General features: G+C 39.7%; 22 protein-coding genes and 1 pseudogene. All 23 read left to right on the top strand.

The features are described from left to right. Window positions 1–225 precede the first annotated feature (225 nt). Window positions 226–453 (top strand): bacteriocin class II family protein, encoded by a 228-nt coding sequence (locus tag ACORHV_RS07640; protein WP_247924455.1) that lies wholly within the window; start codon window positions 226–228, stop codon window positions 451–453. 14 nt (window positions 454–467) lie between these two features. Beyond that, entirely contained in the window at window positions 468–788 is a 321-nt protein-coding gene (locus ACORHV_RS07635; RefSeq protein WP_125840949.1) for a role in replication, read from the top strand. Between the two features lie 59 nt (window positions 789–847). Then, the gene (locus ACORHV_RS07630; protein WP_125384985.1) at window positions 848–1,222 is read left to right on the top strand and encodes an immunity protein; all 375 of its coding nucleotides are present in this window, start codon (window positions 848–850) and stop codon (window positions 1,220–1,222) included. Between the two features lie 577 nt (window positions 1,223–1,799). After that, entirely contained in the window at window positions 1,800–2,825 is a 1,026-nt protein-coding gene (locus ACORHV_RS07625; protein WP_434398006.1) for a thioredoxin domain-containing protein, read from the top strand. Between the two features lie 250 nt (window positions 2,826–3,075). Continuing rightward, window positions 3,076–3,330, top strand: coding sequence for a two-peptide bacteriocin subunit BlpM (blpM, locus tag ACORHV_RS07620; RefSeq protein WP_000379951.1), 255 nt, complete (start codon window positions 3,076–3,078; stop codon window positions 3,328–3,330). Window positions 3,331–3,345: 15 nt separating this feature from the next. Further along, window positions 3,346–3,549 (top strand): Blp family class II bacteriocin, encoded by a 204-nt coding sequence (locus ACORHV_RS07615; protein ID WP_001099737.1) that lies wholly within the window; start codon window positions 3,346–3,348, stop codon window positions 3,547–3,549. Between the two features lie 243 nt (window positions 3,550–3,792). Next, window positions 3,793–3,870 (top strand): bacteriocin class II family protein, encoded by a 78-nt coding sequence (locus ACORHV_RS07610; RefSeq protein WP_158085807.1) that lies wholly within the window; start codon window positions 3,793–3,795, stop codon window positions 3,868–3,870. Window positions 3,871–3,918: 48 nt separating this feature from the next. Further along, on the top strand, window positions 3,919–4,041 hold the full coding sequence (locus ACORHV_RS07605) for a hypothetical protein (protein ID WP_376738641.1): 123 nt from the start codon (window positions 3,919–3,921) through the stop codon (window positions 4,039–4,041). 15 nt (window positions 4,042–4,056) lie between these two features. Then, window positions 4,057–4,266, top strand: a complete 210-nt coding sequence (locus ACORHV_RS07600; RefSeq protein WP_049537864.1) for a Blp family class II bacteriocin — start codon at window positions 4,057–4,059, stop codon at window positions 4,264–4,266. 576 nt (window positions 4,267–4,842) lie between these two features. Then, window positions 4,843–5,127, top strand: a pseudogene (locus ACORHV_RS07595) (lysostaphin resistance A-like protein); the annotation flags it as partial. 353 nt (window positions 5,128–5,480) lie between these two features. After that, a complete protein-coding gene (locus ACORHV_RS07590; protein WP_000379953.1) occupies window positions 5,481–5,714 on the top strand; it encodes a ComC/BlpC family leader-containing pheromone/bacteriocin in 234 nt (77 codons plus the stop codon). Window positions 5,715–5,745: 31 nt separating this feature from the next. After that, window positions 5,746–6,435, top strand: a complete 690-nt coding sequence (locus ACORHV_RS07585) for a CPBP family intramembrane glutamic endopeptidase (protein WP_070800398.1) — start codon at window positions 5,746–5,748, stop codon at window positions 6,433–6,435. Between the two features lie 42 nt (window positions 6,436–6,477). Next, window positions 6,478–6,726, top strand: coding sequence for an immunity protein BlpZ (gene blpZ, locus ACORHV_RS07580; protein ID WP_061454541.1), 249 nt, complete (start codon window positions 6,478–6,480; stop codon window positions 6,724–6,726). Between the two features lie 30 nt (window positions 6,727–6,756). After that, a complete protein-coding gene (locus ACORHV_RS07575; RefSeq protein WP_070800399.1) occupies window positions 6,757–7,368 on the top strand; it encodes a CPBP family intramembrane glutamic endopeptidase in 612 nt (203 codons plus the stop codon). Between the two features lie 163 nt (window positions 7,369–7,531). Then, window positions 7,532–8,326 (top strand): cell cycle regulator CcrZ, encoded by a 795-nt coding sequence (gene ccrZ / locus ACORHV_RS07570; protein ID WP_101800379.1) that lies wholly within the window; start codon window positions 7,532–7,534, stop codon window positions 8,324–8,326. Then, entirely contained in the window at window positions 8,323–8,958 is a 636-nt protein-coding gene (gene trmB, locus ACORHV_RS07565; RefSeq protein ID WP_001266088.1) for a tRNA (guanosine(46)-N7)-methyltransferase TrmB, read from the top strand. The genes ccrZ and trmB overlap by 4 nt, the downstream gene beginning before the upstream one ends. A gap of 126 nt (window positions 8,959–9,084) precedes the next feature. Next, a complete protein-coding gene (rimP, locus tag ACORHV_RS07560) occupies window positions 9,085–9,564 on the top strand; it encodes a ribosome maturation factor RimP (RefSeq protein WP_000338695.1) in 480 nt (159 codons plus the stop codon). A gap of 42 nt (window positions 9,565–9,606) precedes the next feature. Further along, complete coding sequence (nusA, locus tag ACORHV_RS07555; RefSeq protein ID WP_000032277.1) at window positions 9,607–10,743, top strand: transcription termination factor NusA; 1,137 nt, start codon at window positions 9,607–9,609, stop codon at window positions 10,741–10,743. Between the two features lie 21 nt (window positions 10,744–10,764). Further along, window positions 10,765–11,058, top strand: coding sequence for an RNase P modulator RnpM (gene rnpM, locus ACORHV_RS07550; RefSeq protein WP_049500979.1), 294 nt, complete (start codon window positions 10,765–10,767; stop codon window positions 11,056–11,058). Continuing rightward, entirely contained in the window at window positions 11,051–11,350 is a 300-nt protein-coding gene (locus tag ACORHV_RS07545; protein WP_001041396.1) for a YlxQ-related RNA-binding protein, read from the top strand. The genes rnpM and ACORHV_RS07545 overlap by 8 nt, the downstream gene beginning before the upstream one ends. 16 nt (window positions 11,351–11,366) lie before the next feature. Continuing rightward, window positions 11,367–14,150 carry a translation initiation factor IF-2 gene (gene infB, locus ACORHV_RS07540; RefSeq protein WP_434398000.1) on the top strand — a complete coding sequence of 928 codons (2,784 nt, stop codon included), beginning with the start codon at window positions 11,367–11,369 and terminating at the stop codon, window positions 14,148–14,150. Window positions 14,151–14,315: 165 nt separating this feature from the next. After that, a complete protein-coding gene (gene rbfA / locus ACORHV_RS07535; protein ID WP_001273601.1) occupies window positions 14,316–14,666 on the top strand; it encodes a 30S ribosome-binding factor RbfA in 351 nt (116 codons plus the stop codon). Between the two features lie 150 nt (window positions 14,667–14,816). Next, entirely contained in the window at window positions 14,817–15,596 is a 780-nt protein-coding gene (locus tag ACORHV_RS07530) for a hypothetical protein (RefSeq protein WP_434397998.1), read from the top strand.

The raw sequence follows: 15,596 nt of genomic DNA, 5'->3' as shown, positions 1-15,596 counted from the left end.
TTCTGCTCATTTGGGGATTGAAGTATTATAAAAAGTAGAAGCTAATGAAGTATAAAAGGGTAAGTGTTTTCGAAACACTTACCTTTTATAATAAAGTTTTTGCAATTCAAGACGTTTCGATGACAATTCAAGATTTGGATGAAAAATTTTAAAAAACAATGCTATACTAAACTTGTCAAGGTTGCAACGAGACAAAAATTAAAAATAAAAAAGGGAGTATTTGTCATGGATACAAAAATGATGTCACAATTTTCTGTTATGGATAATGAAATGCTTGCGAAAGTTGAAGGAGGTTTCGGAGGTTGGGGAGATATGATTTCTGGTTTATTGGGTGGGCTAGCACCTTCTCCAACTTTGGATCAATTAAATGGTAAGTGGCCTATTATACATTTTTCAAAACCATGTGGTCCATATGGTATAGGGGGAACTCCAAACTCATGTAATGGTATTTAAAAAGGATTGAAGCTATGAAGGCAAAATATGGGAATCAAATTGTTGATGTTTGGGAAATTGGTCAAGCAACTCCTAAACCAAGTTGGGTAGAGGAAGCTTTTCAAAAAAATTATATGGTTTGGTTGGATAATCATGTGCGCATTCTAATGGCAGGTCTCAACACTTCTCTCGCAACGAATATCAAGTTTGGTCTAGTTGGAACAGTTGGAGGAGGATTCGCTGGTTATGGAATGTATGTTCTTGGTTACCCAGGTGATTATCTAGATATCACCAATCATAGAGTTGTTTCTGCTAAAACATTTCACAAAAGTTATCAAATTTTAGAAAATGATTAGATATCATTTAATTGTAATGGAGAAAGCAATGAAAAAAATATTTTAAAAAAAAACGGACCATCTTTCTTGCGAGATTGTTCCTAGGTCAGTTGCCCTTACTTGTCTCTACTTATCTATTTCTATCTCGTCAGTTTTTAAATTTTTCCTTGGTTTTCCAATTTCTTTTAGTGGTTATTAACTTAGCTTCTATTTTTGTTACTGTTTATCTCACTAGGGGAATGAGGATAAGAGGGTTTGAAGATGATGATTTGGTTAGTCCTAGAACCAATCAACTCATGTTCACCGGCTTGATAGGATTGATGTCTATTATTTGTTTGTATAGAAGTATCACAGCAACAGAATCCTATCAGCAATTAATTGTCTACATTGGCGCTATTCTCTGCTTGATTATCATGCTTCTGCTCATTTGGGGCTTGAAGTATTATAAAAAGTAGAAGCTAATGAAGTATAAAAGGGTAAGTGTTTTCGAAATACTTACCTTTTATAATAAAGTTTTTGCAATTCAAGATGTTTCGATGACCATTCATGATTTGAGTAATCCAAGGTCAAAATGAGTGCTATACTAGCAGTGTAAAGGTTCTTGCTCAACTAAGATAAATCACACATTTAGGAGGAAATCTTATGAAGAAAAAAATACTTATCATTTTCATCTTGTATCTAATCATGTCCCTCTTTCTTTATCCGCTTAGGGAAAGTATTTGGTATCAGCTATTTTATACCATAGCTTATGTGATTGCAGTTATGATCTATTTTGCTTTAACTAAAAAGAAAGGAGCAAAGAAATGAAAACTTTTCTTGCTAAAAAACGGAACATCTTCCTTTCGTTTGGGGGTTGAAGTATTATAAAAAGTAGAGGTTAATGAAGTATAAAAGGGTAAGTGTTTTCGAAATGCTTACCTTTTTAATGAAGTTTTTGCAATTCAAGATGTTTTGATGACCATTTAAGATTTATATGAATTTGTAATCTTAAATAAGGTAAGATAAAGACAACAAATGTAAAGGAGTATTCTTATGAAGAAACAAAAGATAAAATCGCTATTACTTGTGCCACTTGTATTTGCATCTATTACTACGGGTGTTGTATATGCAGAAGAGCAGACTACTTCTTCCTCTATACAGACTAATGATAGTTCTCTTGTGGCACCAGATTTGCCATCGACTAAGGAAAAGGTGGAGAATAAACCTTCTATTGTAACCCCAGAAGAGTATGAACAGAATGTTGAGAACTTTAAAAAGATAGATATTGAAGCTGTTCGTCAATATTTTACAGAGGATCAATTGGAACATACTATTTATTTTGGTAGAAAAACTTGCTCTCATTGTCGTCAATTTTCTCCTGAATTGAAAGAATTTAATAACTTGATTGAAAAGAAGTTAGAGTATTATGATTTGGATGGTAAGGATTTTGATGGGGAAGCGAGAGAGTTTCTATTTAAAAAAGTCGGTATTCCAGGAACACCAACAATTTTGTATTTAAGAAATGGACGTCCGATATCTGGATGGGTTGGTGGGGGAGCGACTGCACAACAGGTTTATGATTATATGTACTCGAGAAACTCACCTAAGCAAACGGAAATAATAGCATCGTCCGAGGAAACAGTAACTGAAAATGTGCATGATGAGAAAACCAGAAATGACAGCATGAGTACTAGTGATAAAGTTGTAAGTGAAAGCAAAGTTATGAGTGATGAAAAAAGAACCGAAATGAAAATATCCAATGATAATCCCAATTCTAATAGTGAAAATAGTGGGAAAGTGGAGAGTATAAACTCAACTTCCAAAGCTAAAACTACTCAATCTGGCGATTTAGCAATGTTAGACAATAAGAATCAATTGGAAACTCTCAAACCTATTTTTGATGCTGCTCAAGAAAATAAAACTCCTTTAACCGATGTTAAGGGAAGCCAATCTATTACTTCGAATGAAAAATTATTACCGAAAACAGGAGAGGAAGAAAGTTACCAACTGATTCGGCTAGCTGTCGCGTTTCTTATGGCTTCTATAATGATTAAAGTGAAACAAAAAATTCATAAATAAAAATAGATGGTAAACAGGTGCAATGATATTATTTGTTTGTAATAACATATGGCTAGAATTTGCCTATAGACAAGAGTGAAAGGGCAAGCATGTTTTTAATGCTTGCTTTTTAAATTTTTTAACAATTCAAGACGTTTCGATGGCAATTCAAGATTTGGATGAAAAAAATTAATAAACGATGATATACTAAACTTGTCAAAGTTGCAACAAGACAAAAATTAAAATTAAGATTAAAATGGAGGTATTCGTTATGGATACAAAAATGATAGGACAATTTCATGAAATGGATATAACTATGTTATCCAGTATTGAAGGAGGCAAGAATAATTGGCAAACTAATGTCTTAGAAGGTGGTGGTGCAGCTTTTGGTGGCTGGGGCTTAGGAACAGCCATTTGTGCTGCGAGTGGTGTTGGAGCGCCATTTATGGGAGCATGTGGATACATAGGAGCTAAATTTGGTGTGGCTCTTTGGGCAGGAGTAACAGGTGCAACGGGTGGATTTTGATAAAAGGAGATTTGTATGAATACTTATTATAATGTAGATGAAACAATGCTAAGTGAGATTTATGGAGGTAATTCCGGAGGAGCGGCTGTAGTTGCTGCTTTAGGTTGTGCAGCGGGTGGAGTGAAATATGGGAAGTTTCTAGGACCATGGGGCGCTGCAATAGGAGGAATTGGAGGAGCATTGATTTGTGGATATTTAGCCTATAGTGCTACATCATAAAAATGGAAGATATATTTTATGAAAGCTGTATTCTATATAATTCTCTTCGCTTTCCAAACATATCTTATTTATCTATCTATAAGTACCTCTGATAAAAAACAAAAGACTATTGAATTAACATCATTGAATTGTTTTGTCATATTATTTCTAATCTATGATAAATTATTTTTTCTCTTCATTGCCTATGTTTTTTTGATAATTTTTATATTAAACTTGTTCCGTAACTGAAAAGTTATATACGATATGAATACAAAAATGATGGAACAATTTAAGATTATGGATACTGATATGCTGGCTAGCATTGAGGGAGGAACTGATTGAGGAACAGTAGGAAAAGGAACTGTCTATGGAGCAGGTATCGGAGTTGCTATGTGTACGGTAGGAGGGCTCCTTACTAGTGGTTCAGCATGGACTATGACTGCTGGCTGTGCTTGGGCTGGAGCTAAACTTGGTGGTGCTTTTACTGCAATTGCTGATAATATTTGGCCATAGAAGGGAGTAGAAATTATGTTTGATTACAAAATAGTAGACAATCAAGAATTAAGTAATATTTCTGGAGGTGGATTGGGAGGAGATGTAGTTGTAGGAGCCTTGTCGGGTGCATTTCAGGCAGGACAATCTTGTATCGCTGGAGGCCCTCAAGCTTACTTGATTTGCGCAACAGGGGGCGCTATAGTAGGTGGCATTATAGCTTTTGGATTGAGACCCCCAAAATAGTTTTAAAAAGGAATGGGTGTTGATATGTTAAATGAAACTATAATTCAGCTTATACTCATTGCAATTTGTTGTGTGTACATTATTTTTAACACCAAGGCTGATAAAAACCCAAAGAGAGGATATCGTACAGCTTTGTACCTTTTCGTTATGGCTGGTATTATATCCTATATTATGAATTATCTGAACTGGTTAGATTTTTTCTTACTGATAACTCCGATAATGTGTCTATTTAAATTTGAAGATAAATGGAGTTAGCAACATTTGACACTTCAATAGGTTATTAACTATCCTTTGGCTCATTGTCAACTGTAGTGAGTTGAAGAAAAGCTAAGATCGAGAAAGGACGAATTTCGTCCTTTCTTTTTTGAGTAAGACGGGCATGTCGTGTATTTGATGTGTAAGTCCTCCGTGTGCACCCGCTACCGATGAATTCAATAGCGATTCTCAAGCCTGACTATCGTGAGGTAGCGGGGAGAAGAAGGCATAGCGAAATCGTGGCTTAAAGAACAGGAATGTTATAGTAAGACACGTTTAGAGGATAAAGTGGCTTCACACTCTAAAGCACAAATAGGTATACTGATGGAAGAGTTAATCTATAGAGGATTACTTCAACACGCCTTTTTTAAACATTCGCGATTTGGCCTTGATTTGCTCCTTCCTTCCATTTTATTTGCACTTCCTCATTTTTCAAGCCTACCTAGTTTGTTAGATATTTCCGTCTTTGCAACATTTGGAATCATCCTTGCCGGTTTGACCCGCTATACCAAGAGCATTTATCCATCTTATGCGGTGCATGTTATCAATAATATTGTCGCGACATCACCATTTTTGCTGACTTTTTTACACAGGATATTTAGCTAAAAATAGTGGAGTAAAAATAATTATCGATTCTAAGAAGAGACTGGGACAAAAGTCTAATCTTAAATATAAAAAGCGAACAAAATCAGTTATCTAACACTCAGAATTCTGTCTTGTTAGCTTTTTTGTCTAATCTATCGATTTTAAAAATTTATAATATAGAATTCCTAAAATCAAAATCTTTTTGTCCCAGTCTCTTCTTATTAGTTGATTGGGAAGATTGTGCTCTTTGAGTAATTCAAGATGTTTCGATGACAATTCAAGATTTGGATGAAAAAAATTAATAAACGATGATATACTAAACTTGTCAAAGTTGTAACAAGACAAAAATTAAAAATAAAAAAGGAGTATTTGTCATGGATACAAAAATGTTGTCACAATTTGAAATTATGGATACTGAGATGCTTGATCATATAGAGGGTGGAGATGTATCTGATATTTATAGAGGGTATGCTTATCAGGGAAGTCCATTTGGTTCTTACCCTTCTATATTAAAAAATTCAGGTCCTTTTCCAGTAAGTGGGTACTGCCCGCGTGGTTATCGTGACCTTGGTTATATAGGAGCAGGTTTTCATTTATGTGGAATATAGGCTAAAATATAAGAAATGAGGAAGAATTTCTATGAAAAAGTATCAGCTTCTATTCAAAACAAGTGCAATTTTATCCTACCTATTTTTCGTATTTGGCCTTTCTCAGCTAACGCTCATCGTTCAAAATTATTGGCAATTTTCTTCTCAGATAGGCAATTTATTCTGGATTCAAAATATCTTGAGTTTACTTTTTATTGGAGTCATGATTGTGGTTCTTGTTAAGACAGGCCATGGTTATCTCTTTCGCATTCCAAGAAAAAAATGGTTTTGGTATTCGATTTTGACAGTATTAGTGGTAGTGTTCCAGATCTCTTTTAACGTTCAGACAGCTAAACATGTTCAGTCAACTGCGGAAGGTTGGGCTGTATTGATTGGTTATAGTGGGACTAACTTTGCAGAGCTAGGTATTTATATAGCCCTGTTCTTTCTGGTTCCACTGATGGAAGAGTTAATCTATAGAGGATTACTGCAACACGCTTTCTTTAAGCATTCGCGATTTGGTCTTGATTTGCTTCTTCCTTCTATTTTATTTGCTCTCCCTCATTTTTCAAGCCTACCTAGTCTGTTAGATATCTTCGTCTTTGCAACAGTTGGAATCATCTTTGCTGGTTTGACCCGCTATACCAAGAGCATTTATCCATCCTATGCGGTGCATGTTATCAATAATATCGTAGCGACATTACCATTTTTGCTCACTTTTCTACATAGGGTCTTGGGGTGAAAAAACCAAAAGGTTTACTTTTCAGCCATAGAGGAGTTCATCATGTATAAACACTTATTTTTTCTAGATTCAAAAACTTTAGACTGGTTGACACCTTATATTCTAGTCTTGGCTTCTGATACCATTGCCTTTAATGTTTTTGTGTTAACCTTTGTATCTGCGGCGGTCTTTTCTTCCCTGAATCCCATGTTAGCTTTTATGGCTATATTCTTAGGAGCTGGTTATGTTATCGGATTTTGGTTACTAAAATGGTTTGTTTTGGAAAGACTAGAGCTAAAGGATGACTTGTAGGAAAGTTTGTTTGTTGAGGAGGATAGCTTTATGGCCATTTTCAATAAGTGTCATGCCTTGTTTTTTGGATTTTTAGTATTTGCAATCGTTGGTGCAGCGGGTTATTCCATTAATCAAGGGGATTATTTTCAACACCAGTACACATTCATTATTATAAAGAGTCTCTTGCTTTTCCTTAGTTTTGGCTATGCGAGATGGTTTGATATGATTTCTTTTGGGATTTTAAGTAAGAAACAACTCTTGCTGTTCATTGGAATCTTTCTTCTCACGGTGCTGGTAAATATAGGCTATTATGCTTTTTTCTCAGTTGCATCTGGTGCCTCGGCTCAACACCTTGAGGAAACGAGTAAAGGGCTTCCGCTTTCCTTTATTGTAAGTGTTATAGTTTTGGGACCAATCCAGGAGGAACTCATGTTCAGAGGACTTCTTCAGGGGGCTATATTTGAAAATTCTTGGTTAGGGCTTGTACTGACTTCCTCTCTCTTTTCTTTCATGCATGAACCTTATGATGTGCCTTCGTTTTTCTATTATCTACTTGGGAGCTTGTTGCTGGGCTTTGCTTACAAAAAGAGCCAAAATTTGTGGGTTTCTACTCTAGTCCACATGTCTTACAACAGTTTGCCACTTTTAACTTATTTCTAAAAATCATGAAAAGGTAAGCAGAAAGACGGTGCTTGCCTTCTTTAAGCTATAATGATAGCCTGAATCAATTGAGATGCTTTTCTTTGGGAATCGGGTGTGAAGCGGTTGACGAATAGACCAAAAACTAGTAGAATAGTAAGGAAACTTTATACGGAGGAAAGAAATGGACTTGGGTGATAATGAGCTAACGCTGACCCCTATACCTGGGAAGAGCGGCAAGGCTTATATGGGAAGCTACCCTGATGGGAAGCGCGTCTTTGTAAAAATGAACACCTCTCCAATCCTACCTGGCCTAGCCAGAGAACAAATCGCTCCTCAATTACTATGGACTCGTCGTTTGCCAGATGGCAGTGATATGTGTGCTCAGGAATGGTTGATGGGCAAAATATTGACCCCTTACGACATGAATCGCAAGCAGATTATCAATATCTTGAACCGCCTTCACCGCTCGCGTCCCTTGATGAAGCAGTTGAGCCGTTTGGGCTATACCATGGAAACACCAGTTGATTTGCTACGTTCTTGGCAACAAGGAGTACCAGAAATCTTGAAGCAGAATCACTATTTGAACAGTGTGATTGCGGAGCTAGGTAAGACGGTTCCAGGCTTTAGGGAAGATTATGCAACGATTGTGCATGGAGACCTTCGCCATAGTAATTGGATTGAGACAGAGAGTGGTCTTGTTTATCTAGTGGATTGGGATTCGGTTCGTCTGACAGATCGTATGTTTGATGTGGCGCATTTGCTATGCCACTACATTCCAGATCATCAGTGGCGTCAATGGTTGAGAGACTACGGCTATAAGTACAATCAGACAGTGTTAGATAAATTGTATTGGTATGGTCAGTATTCTTACTTGAACCAGATTGCCAAATACTGTGAAAATCAAGATTTAGACAATGTAAACCGGGAGATTTATGCCTTGCGCGTCTTCCGTGATAAGTATGGAAAGAAGAGATGAGAGTTAGAAATCGTAAAGGGGCGACAGAATTACTAGAGGCTAATCCCCAGTATGTGGTCCTCAATCCCTTGGAAGCTAAAGGGAAATGGCGAGACTTGTTTGGAAATGATCATCCGATTCATGTTGAAGTTGGAAGTGGCAAAGGGGCCTTCGTATCAGGAATGGCCAAACAAAACCCTGACATCAACTATATCGGGATTGATATCCAAAAGTCGGTATTGAGTTATGCCTTGGATAAGGTATTAGAAGTTGGAGTGCCCAACATCAAATTGCTGTGGGTAGATGGTTCAGATTTGACAGACTACTTTGAAGACGGTGAGATTGATCGTCTCTACCTAAACTTTTCTGATCCTTGGCCTAAAAAACGCCATGAAAAACGTCGTTTGACTTACAAGAGTTTCTTGGATACCTTCAAGCGCATCTTGCCTGAGAATGGGGAAATCCATTTCAAGACAGATAACCGTGGCTTATTTGAGTATAGTCTAGTGAGCTTTTCTCAGTATGGGATGAAACTCAATGGTGTTTGGCTAGACTTGCATGCCAGTGATTTTGAAGGCAATGTCATGACAGAATATGAGCAAAAATTCTCCAGCAAAGGTCAAGTGATCTACCGAGTTGAGGCAGAATTTTAAGAAATAGCTTGAAAACCAGCTGTTTGAGTGCTAATACTTTACATAAATTGACAAACGTGCTATACTGATAGTAAGAATATGAGAAAGAGAGGCGGGGAAATATCTTCGCCTCTTGCTTATGAGGAGGTGGACGCAATCGCAACAATCGTAGAATTAGTCAGAGAAGTTGTAGAACCTGTCATCCAAGCGCCTTTCGAGCTCGTGGATATCGAGTATGGAAAGATTGGCAGTGACATGATTCTCAGTATTTTTGTAGATAAACCCGAAGGAATTACCTTGAACGACACGGCAGACCTGACAGAAATCATCAGTCCTGTCCTAGACACTATCAAGCCAGATCCCTTCCCAGAACAATATTTCCTAGAAATCACCAGTCCAGGCTTGGAACGTCCTTTGAAAACCAAGGATGCTGTCGCTGGAGCAGTTGGGAAATACATCCATGTCGGGCTCTACCAAGCCATCGATAAACAAAAAGTCTTTGAAGGAACTTTGGTATCCTTTGAAGAGGATGAGTTGACCATGGAATATATGGACAAGACACGTAAGAAAACCGTCCAAATTCCATACAGTTTAGTATCAAAAGCACGTTTAGCAGTAAAACTATAGAAAAGAAAGGATAGCTTTTGAGGATTCAAAAGTAAAAAGAACATGAGTAAAGAAATGCTAGAGGCCTTCCGCATTTTGGAAGAAGACAAGGGAATCAAAAAAGAAGACATCATCGACGCAGTAGTAGAGTCGCTTCGTTCCGCTTATCGCAGACGCTATGGTCAATCTGACAGCGTAGCTATTGACTTCAATGAAAAAACAGGTGACTTTACAGTTTATACTGTCCGTGAAGTGGTTGATGAAGTATTTGATAGTCGTTTGGAAATCAGCTTGAAAGATGCCCTTGCCATTAATTCAGCCTATGAGCTTGGTGACAAAATCAAGTTTGAAGAAGCACCTGCTGAGTTTGGTCGTGTAGCAGCCCAATCTGCTAAACAAACCATCATGGAAAAAATGCGCAAGCAAACACGTGCCATCACTTACAATACTTATAAGGAACATGAACAAGAAATCATGTCTGGTACGGTAGAACGCTTTGACAACCGTTTCATTTATGTTAACCTTGGTAGCATCGAAGCCCAATTGTCAAAACAAGACCAAATCCCTGGAGAAGTCTTTGCTTCCCACGACCGTATTGAGGTTTACGTTTATAAAGTTGAAGACAACCCTCGTGGTGTCAACGTCTTTGTTAGCCGAAGTCATCCTGAAATGATCAAACGCTTGATGGAGCAAGAAATTCCAGAAGTGTATGATGGAACTGTTGAAATCATGAGCGTGGCTCGTGAAGCTGGTGACCGTACGAAAGTTGCCGTTCGTAGCCACAATCCAAACGTGGACGCTATCGGGACAATCGTTGGACGTGGTGGTGCCAATATCAAGAAAATCACCAGCAAATTCCACCCAGCTCGCTACGACGCCAAGAGCGACCGCATGATTCCTGTCGAAGAAAACATTGACGTTATCGAGTGGGTAGCAGATCCAGCTGAGTTTATCTACAATGCTATCGCACCTGCAGAGGTTGACCAAGTTATCTTTGATGAAAATGACAGCAAACGTGCCTTGGTCGTTGTACCTGATAACAAGCTTTCTCTTGCTATCGGTCGTCGTGGACAAAACGTTCGCTTGGCGGCTCACTTGACGGGTTACCGTATCGATATCAAGTCTGCCAGCGAATTTGAAGCTATGGAAGAAGCAGGTCAAGTTGATTACGCAGCTGCGGATGAATTGATCGAAGAATAAAAGCTGCTAGAGGAGGGAAAGATGAAAACAAGAAAAATCCCTTTGCGCAAGTCTGTTGTATCCAATGAAGTGATTGATAAGCGTGATTTGCTCCGCATTGTCAAGAACAAAGAAGGACAGGTCTTTATCGATTCGACAGGCAAGGCCAATGGCCGTGGCGCTTATATCAAGCTAGACAATGCAGAAGCCCTAGAGGCCAAAAAGAAGAAAGTCTTTAACCGTAGCTTTAACATGGAAGTGGAAGAAAGCTTTTATGACGAGTTGATCGCTTATGTGGATCACAAAGTGAAAAGAAGAGAGTTAGGACTTGAATAAGCAAAAGATAAGTAATCTCTTGGGACTTGCTCAACGAGCAGGCCGGATCATATCAGGAGAGGAATTGGTGGTTAAAGCCATCCAAGACCAGAAAGCCAAGCTAGTCTTTCTAGCTCATGATGCTGGTCCCAATCTGACCAAGAAGATTCAAGATAAAAGTGACTATTATCAAGTAGAAGTTATAACCGTGTTTTCAACACTGGAATTAAGCATAGCAGTCGGAAAATCGAGAAAGGTTTTGGCTGTGACAGATGCTGGATTTACAAAGAAAATGAGGTCTCTTATGGAATAGAAGAGGAGGACATGATTTGTCTAAGAAAAGATTGTACGAAATCGCAAAAGAACTTGGAAAAGAAAGTAAAGAAGTTGTAGCGCGTGCAAAAGAGTTGGGCTTGGATGTGAAAAGCCACTCATCAAGCGTGGAAGCTGCTGCTGCTGAACAAATCGCAGCTAGCTTTAAACCTGCACCTGCTCCTAAGGCAGAAGTAAAACCTGCAGCACCAAAAGCAAGTGTAGAAAAGAAAGCTGAAAAGCCTGCATCATCTAAACCAGCTGCCGCAAAGGAAGAAAGCAAATCAGCTACACCTGCAGCTCCTAAGGAAGAAAAAGTAGTGGCCGCAAGACCACAAAGTCGAAACTTCAAGGCGGAGCGTGAGGCGCGTGCCAAAGAGCAGGCAGAGCGACGCAAACAAAACAAGGGCAACAACCGTGACCAACAAAACGGCAACCGTCAGAAAAATGACAACCGTAATGGTGGCAAACCTGGTCAAGGAAACCGCGACAATCGCCGTTTCAACGACCAAGGGAAAAAACCACAAGGTCAAGGGAATCGTGGCAATGATCGCCGTCAGCAACAAGACTTCCAGCCTAAACAAGCTAGCCCACGTGTTGACTTTAAAGCCCGTGCAGCAGCCCTAAAAGCAGAGCAAAATGCAGAGTACGCACGCTCAAGCGAGGAGCGCTTCAAACAATCGCAAGCTGCCAAAGAAGCCTTGGCTCAAGCTAATAAACGCAAGGAACCAGAGGAAATCTTTGAAGAAGCTGCTAAGCTAGCTGAACAAACGCAGTCAGCCGTAACAGTAGCTCCTGTAGCGAAAGAAGCGCCAGTGGATACACGTCGTAAAAAACAAGCTCGACCAGACAAAGAACGTGACGATTATGATCACGAAGAAGATGGTCCTAGAAAACAACAAAAGAATCGAAGTAGTCAGAATCAAGTGAGAAATCAAAGAAATAGTAACTGGAATAACAACAAGAAAAATAAAAAAGGGAACAAGCAAAACAACCGTAACCAGACTCCAAAACCTGTTACAGAGCGTAAGTTCCACGAATTGCCAACAGAATTTGAGTATACAGATGGTATGACTGTTGCGGAAATCGCAAAACGTATCAAACGTGAACCGGCAGAAATCGTTAAGAAACTCTTTATGATGGGTGTCATGGCCACACAAAACCAATCCTTGGATGGAGAAACCATCGAACTCCTCATGGTGGATTACGGTATCGAAGCCAAACAAAAGGTTGAAGTGGATAATGCCGACATCGAACGTTTCTTTGTCGAAGATGGCTATCTTAACGAAGATGAATTGGTTGAGCGTCCACCAGTTGTAACCATCATGGGACACGTTGACCATGGTAAAACAACCCTTTTGGATACCCTTCGTAACTCCCGTGTTGCGACAGGTGAAGCGGGTGGTATCACGCAGCATATCGGTGCCTACCAAATCGTGGAAAATGGCAAGAAGATCACCTTCCTTGATACACCAGGACACGCGGCCTTTACTTCTATGCGTGCGCGTGGTGCATCTGTTACCGATATTACCATCTTGGTCGTAGCGGCCGACGACGGGGTTATGCCTCAGACAATCGAAGCCATCAACCACTCAAAAGCGGCAAACGTTCCAATTATCGTGGCTATCAACAAGATTGATAAACCAGGTGCCAATCCAGAACGTGTTATCGGTGAATTGGCAGAGCATGGGGTTATGTCAACAGCTTGGGGTGGAGATTCTGAATTTGTTGAAATCTCAGCTAAATTCAACCAAAATATCGAAGAACTCTTGGAAACAGTCCTTCTTGTAGCTGAAATCCAAGAACTCAAGGCAGACCCAACAGTTCGTGCCATCGGTACCGTTATCGAGGCTCGCTTGGATAAAGGAAAAGGTGCGGTCGCAACCCTTCTTGTTCAACAAGGTACCTTGAATGTTCAAGACCCAATCGTTGTCGGAAATACCTTCGGTCGTGTCCGTGCCATGACCAATGATCTTGGTCGCCGTGTCAAGGTTGCAGGCCCATCAACGCCAGTTTCTATCACAGGTTTGAACGAAGCGCCAATGGCGGGTGATCACTTTGCCGTTTACGAAGATGAAAAATCTGCGCGTGCAGCAGGTGAAGAACGTGCCAAACGTGCCCTTATGAAACAACGTCAAGCTACCCAACGTGTCAGCCTTGAAAACCTCTTTGATACACTTAAAGCTGGTGAGCTTAAGTCAGTTAACGTTATCATCAAGGCCGACGTACAAGGTTCTGTTGAAGCCCTTTCTGCCTCGCTTCAAAAGATCGATGTGGAAGGTGTCAAAGTTACCATCGTCCACTCGGCAGTCGGTGCTATCAACGAATCTGACGTGACCCTTGCGGAAGCTTCAAATGCCTTTATCGTTGGTTTCAACGTACGCCCTACACCACAAGCGCGTCAACAAGCTGAAGCTGACGATGTAGAAATCCGTCTCCACAGCATTATCTATAAGGTTATCGAAGAGATGGAAGAAGCCATGAAAGGGATGCTTGATCCTGAATTCGAAGAAAAAGTTATCGGTGAAGCAGTTATCCGTGAAACCTTCAAGGTATCTAAAGTCGGAACCATCGGTGGATTTATGGTTATCAACGGTAAGGTTACCCGTGATTCTAAAGTCCGTGTTATCCGTGACGGTGTCGTTATCTATGACGGTGAACTCGCAAGCTTGAAACACTACAAAGACGACGTGAAAGAAGTTACAAACGGTCGTGAAGGTGGATTGATGATTGATGGCTACAATGATATCAAGACTGATGATGTGATTGAGGCCTACGTCATGGAAGAAATCAAACGATAATAGAGAAACGATAGCTCATTTGACTCGTTGTCAACAGCGCCTTGATGAACTTTAGTTCTATCAAAGGCTTGTTTCCTAGATTCAAATGGCTCTAGTTCCTCTATCTATTAAAAATAGCTAGGTCTGCTGGCCTAGCTTTTGGTTCAAAGTAGAGAAAGGAATATCATGGCAAATCATTTCCGTACGGATCGTGTGGGCATGGAAATCAAGCGTGAAGTCAATGAGATTTTGCAAAAGAAAGTCCGTGATCCGCGTGTCCAAGGTGTGACCATCACAGATGTTCAGATGCTGGGTGACCTGTCTGTTGCCAAGGTTTACTACACCATTTTGAGTAACCTTGCTTCGGATAACCAAAAAGCTCAAATCGGGCTTGAAAAAGCAACTGGTACCATCAAACGTGAACTTGGTCGCAATTTGAAATTGTACAAAATCCCAGATTTAACCTTCGTCAAAGATGAGTCCATTGAATATGGAAACAAGATTGACGAGATGCTACGCAATCTGGATAAGAACTAAGAAAGAGGGGGAACCCTCTTTTTTGTTGCCAGAGTATGATCATTGCTATTTGACGATATATCTATCTGATAAAAATCAGTTTAAAAAATTTGTAAATTTCAAATAGTATGATATGATAAAGCTTGATATAAATGAAAAACGGAGAGACATATGGCTAAACAAGATATAGCTATGCAAGTACTGCAACAAGTGGTAAAATTACCCGTGGTCAAAGTTGATCGAGAGAAATTTTTAGTAGAAAAATTTTCAAAGGAATTAGACCGTAAGGATATTCCAACTTTGATTGAACAAGGACCGACTTCTTTGTTGCCTCAAGAAAGCTTGGATAGAGTAGCCAAGGCCTGTATTAAGGATAATGTCCTGTTAGCCAGTGGAACTTCGGTTTTGGCAGGTCTACCTGGAGGGATTGTCATGGCGATCACCATCCCGACAGATGTAGCCCAGTTTTACGCTTTTTCATTAAAACTAGCTCAGGAACTAGGCTATATTTACGGATTTGATGATCTTTGGGCATCGCGCAATGAGTTAAGCGAGGAAGCTAAAAACACCCTCCTACTGTATCTCGGAGTGATGCTGGGAGTAAATGGCGCAGGTGCCCTGCTTCGATCAGGCGGTGTGACAGTAGCCAAGCAAGTCATAAAAGTAGTGAACAAGAAAGCCTTGACAAAGACCCTCTGGTATCCAATTTTAGAGAAAATTTTGAAAATTTTTGGTGTCAATCTGACAAAAGGAGGCCTAGCTAAAGGGGTGGGGAAAGTGATTCCTATCCTAGGTGGAGTCATTTCTGGTGGCTTAACCTTTGCGACCATGAAACCGATGGGAGAAAGATTGCAACAGGAATTGTCCAAGCTAGTCGACTACAATGAAGTGCAATATCAAAGAGACATTGATACCATCCGAAAAGAAGCAGAAATCATCGAAGGTGAGTAA

The sequence above is a fragment of the Streptococcus sp. KHUD_016 genome (assembly GCF_051106465.1).
Taxonomy (GTDB): Bacteria; Bacillota; Bacilli; order Lactobacillales; family Streptococcaceae; genus Streptococcus.
The sequence above is the reverse complement of the archived record's forward strand: the minus strand, read 5'-3'. Positions and strand labels throughout refer to the sequence as shown.

Coding starts and splice junctions, on each gene's coding strand:
- ACORHV_RS07585 (WP_070800398.1), top strand. CDS start 5,746: ATGAAAAAGTATCAGCTTCTATTCAAAACAAGTGCAATTTTATCCTAC.
- ACORHV_RS07590 (WP_000379953.1), top strand. CDS start 5,481: ATGGATACAAAAATGTTGTCACAATTTGAAATTATGGATACTGAGATG.
- ACORHV_RS07625 (WP_434398006.1), top strand. CDS start 1,800: ATGAAGAAACAAAAGATAAAATCGCTATTACTTGTGCCACTTGTATTT.
- ACORHV_RS07615 (WP_001099737.1), top strand. CDS start 3,346: ATGAATACTTATTATAATGTAGATGAAACAATGCTAAGTGAGATTTAT.
- rbfA (WP_001273601.1), top strand. CDS start 14,316: ATGGCAAATCATTTCCGTACGGATCGTGTGGGCATGGAAATCAAGCGT.
- blpM (WP_000379951.1), top strand. CDS start 3,076: ATGGATACAAAAATGATAGGACAATTTCATGAAATGGATATAACTATG.
- ACORHV_RS07610 (WP_158085807.1), top strand. CDS start 3,793: ATGAATACAAAAATGATGGAACAATTTAAGATTATGGATACTGATATG.
- ACORHV_RS07605 (WP_376738641.1), top strand. CDS start 3,919: ATGTGTACGGTAGGAGGGCTCCTTACTAGTGGTTCAGCATGGACTATG.
- trmB (WP_001266088.1), top strand. CDS start 8,323: ATGAGAGTTAGAAATCGTAAAGGGGCGACAGAATTACTAGAGGCTAAT.
- ACORHV_RS07575 (WP_070800399.1), top strand. CDS start 6,757: ATGGCCATTTTCAATAAGTGTCATGCCTTGTTTTTTGGATTTTTAGTA.
- ACORHV_RS07635 (WP_125840949.1), top strand. CDS start 468: ATGAAGGCAAAATATGGGAATCAAATTGTTGATGTTTGGGAAATTGGT.
- ACORHV_RS07600 (WP_049537864.1), top strand. CDS start 4,057: ATGTTTGATTACAAAATAGTAGACAATCAAGAATTAAGTAATATTTCT.
- nusA (WP_000032277.1), top strand. CDS start 9,607: ATGAGTAAAGAAATGCTAGAGGCCTTCCGCATTTTGGAAGAAGACAAG.
- ccrZ (WP_101800379.1), top strand. CDS start 7,532: ATGGACTTGGGTGATAATGAGCTAACGCTGACCCCTATACCTGGGAAG.
- rnpM (WP_049500979.1), top strand. CDS start 10,765: ATGAAAACAAGAAAAATCCCTTTGCGCAAGTCTGTTGTATCCAATGAA.
- ACORHV_RS07530 (WP_434397998.1), top strand. CDS start 14,817: ATGGCTAAACAAGATATAGCTATGCAAGTACTGCAACAAGTGGTAAAA.
- blpZ (WP_061454541.1), top strand. CDS start 6,478: ATGTATAAACACTTATTTTTTCTAGATTCAAAAACTTTAGACTGGTTG.
- ACORHV_RS07640 (WP_247924455.1), top strand. CDS start 226: ATGGATACAAAAATGATGTCACAATTTTCTGTTATGGATAATGAAATG.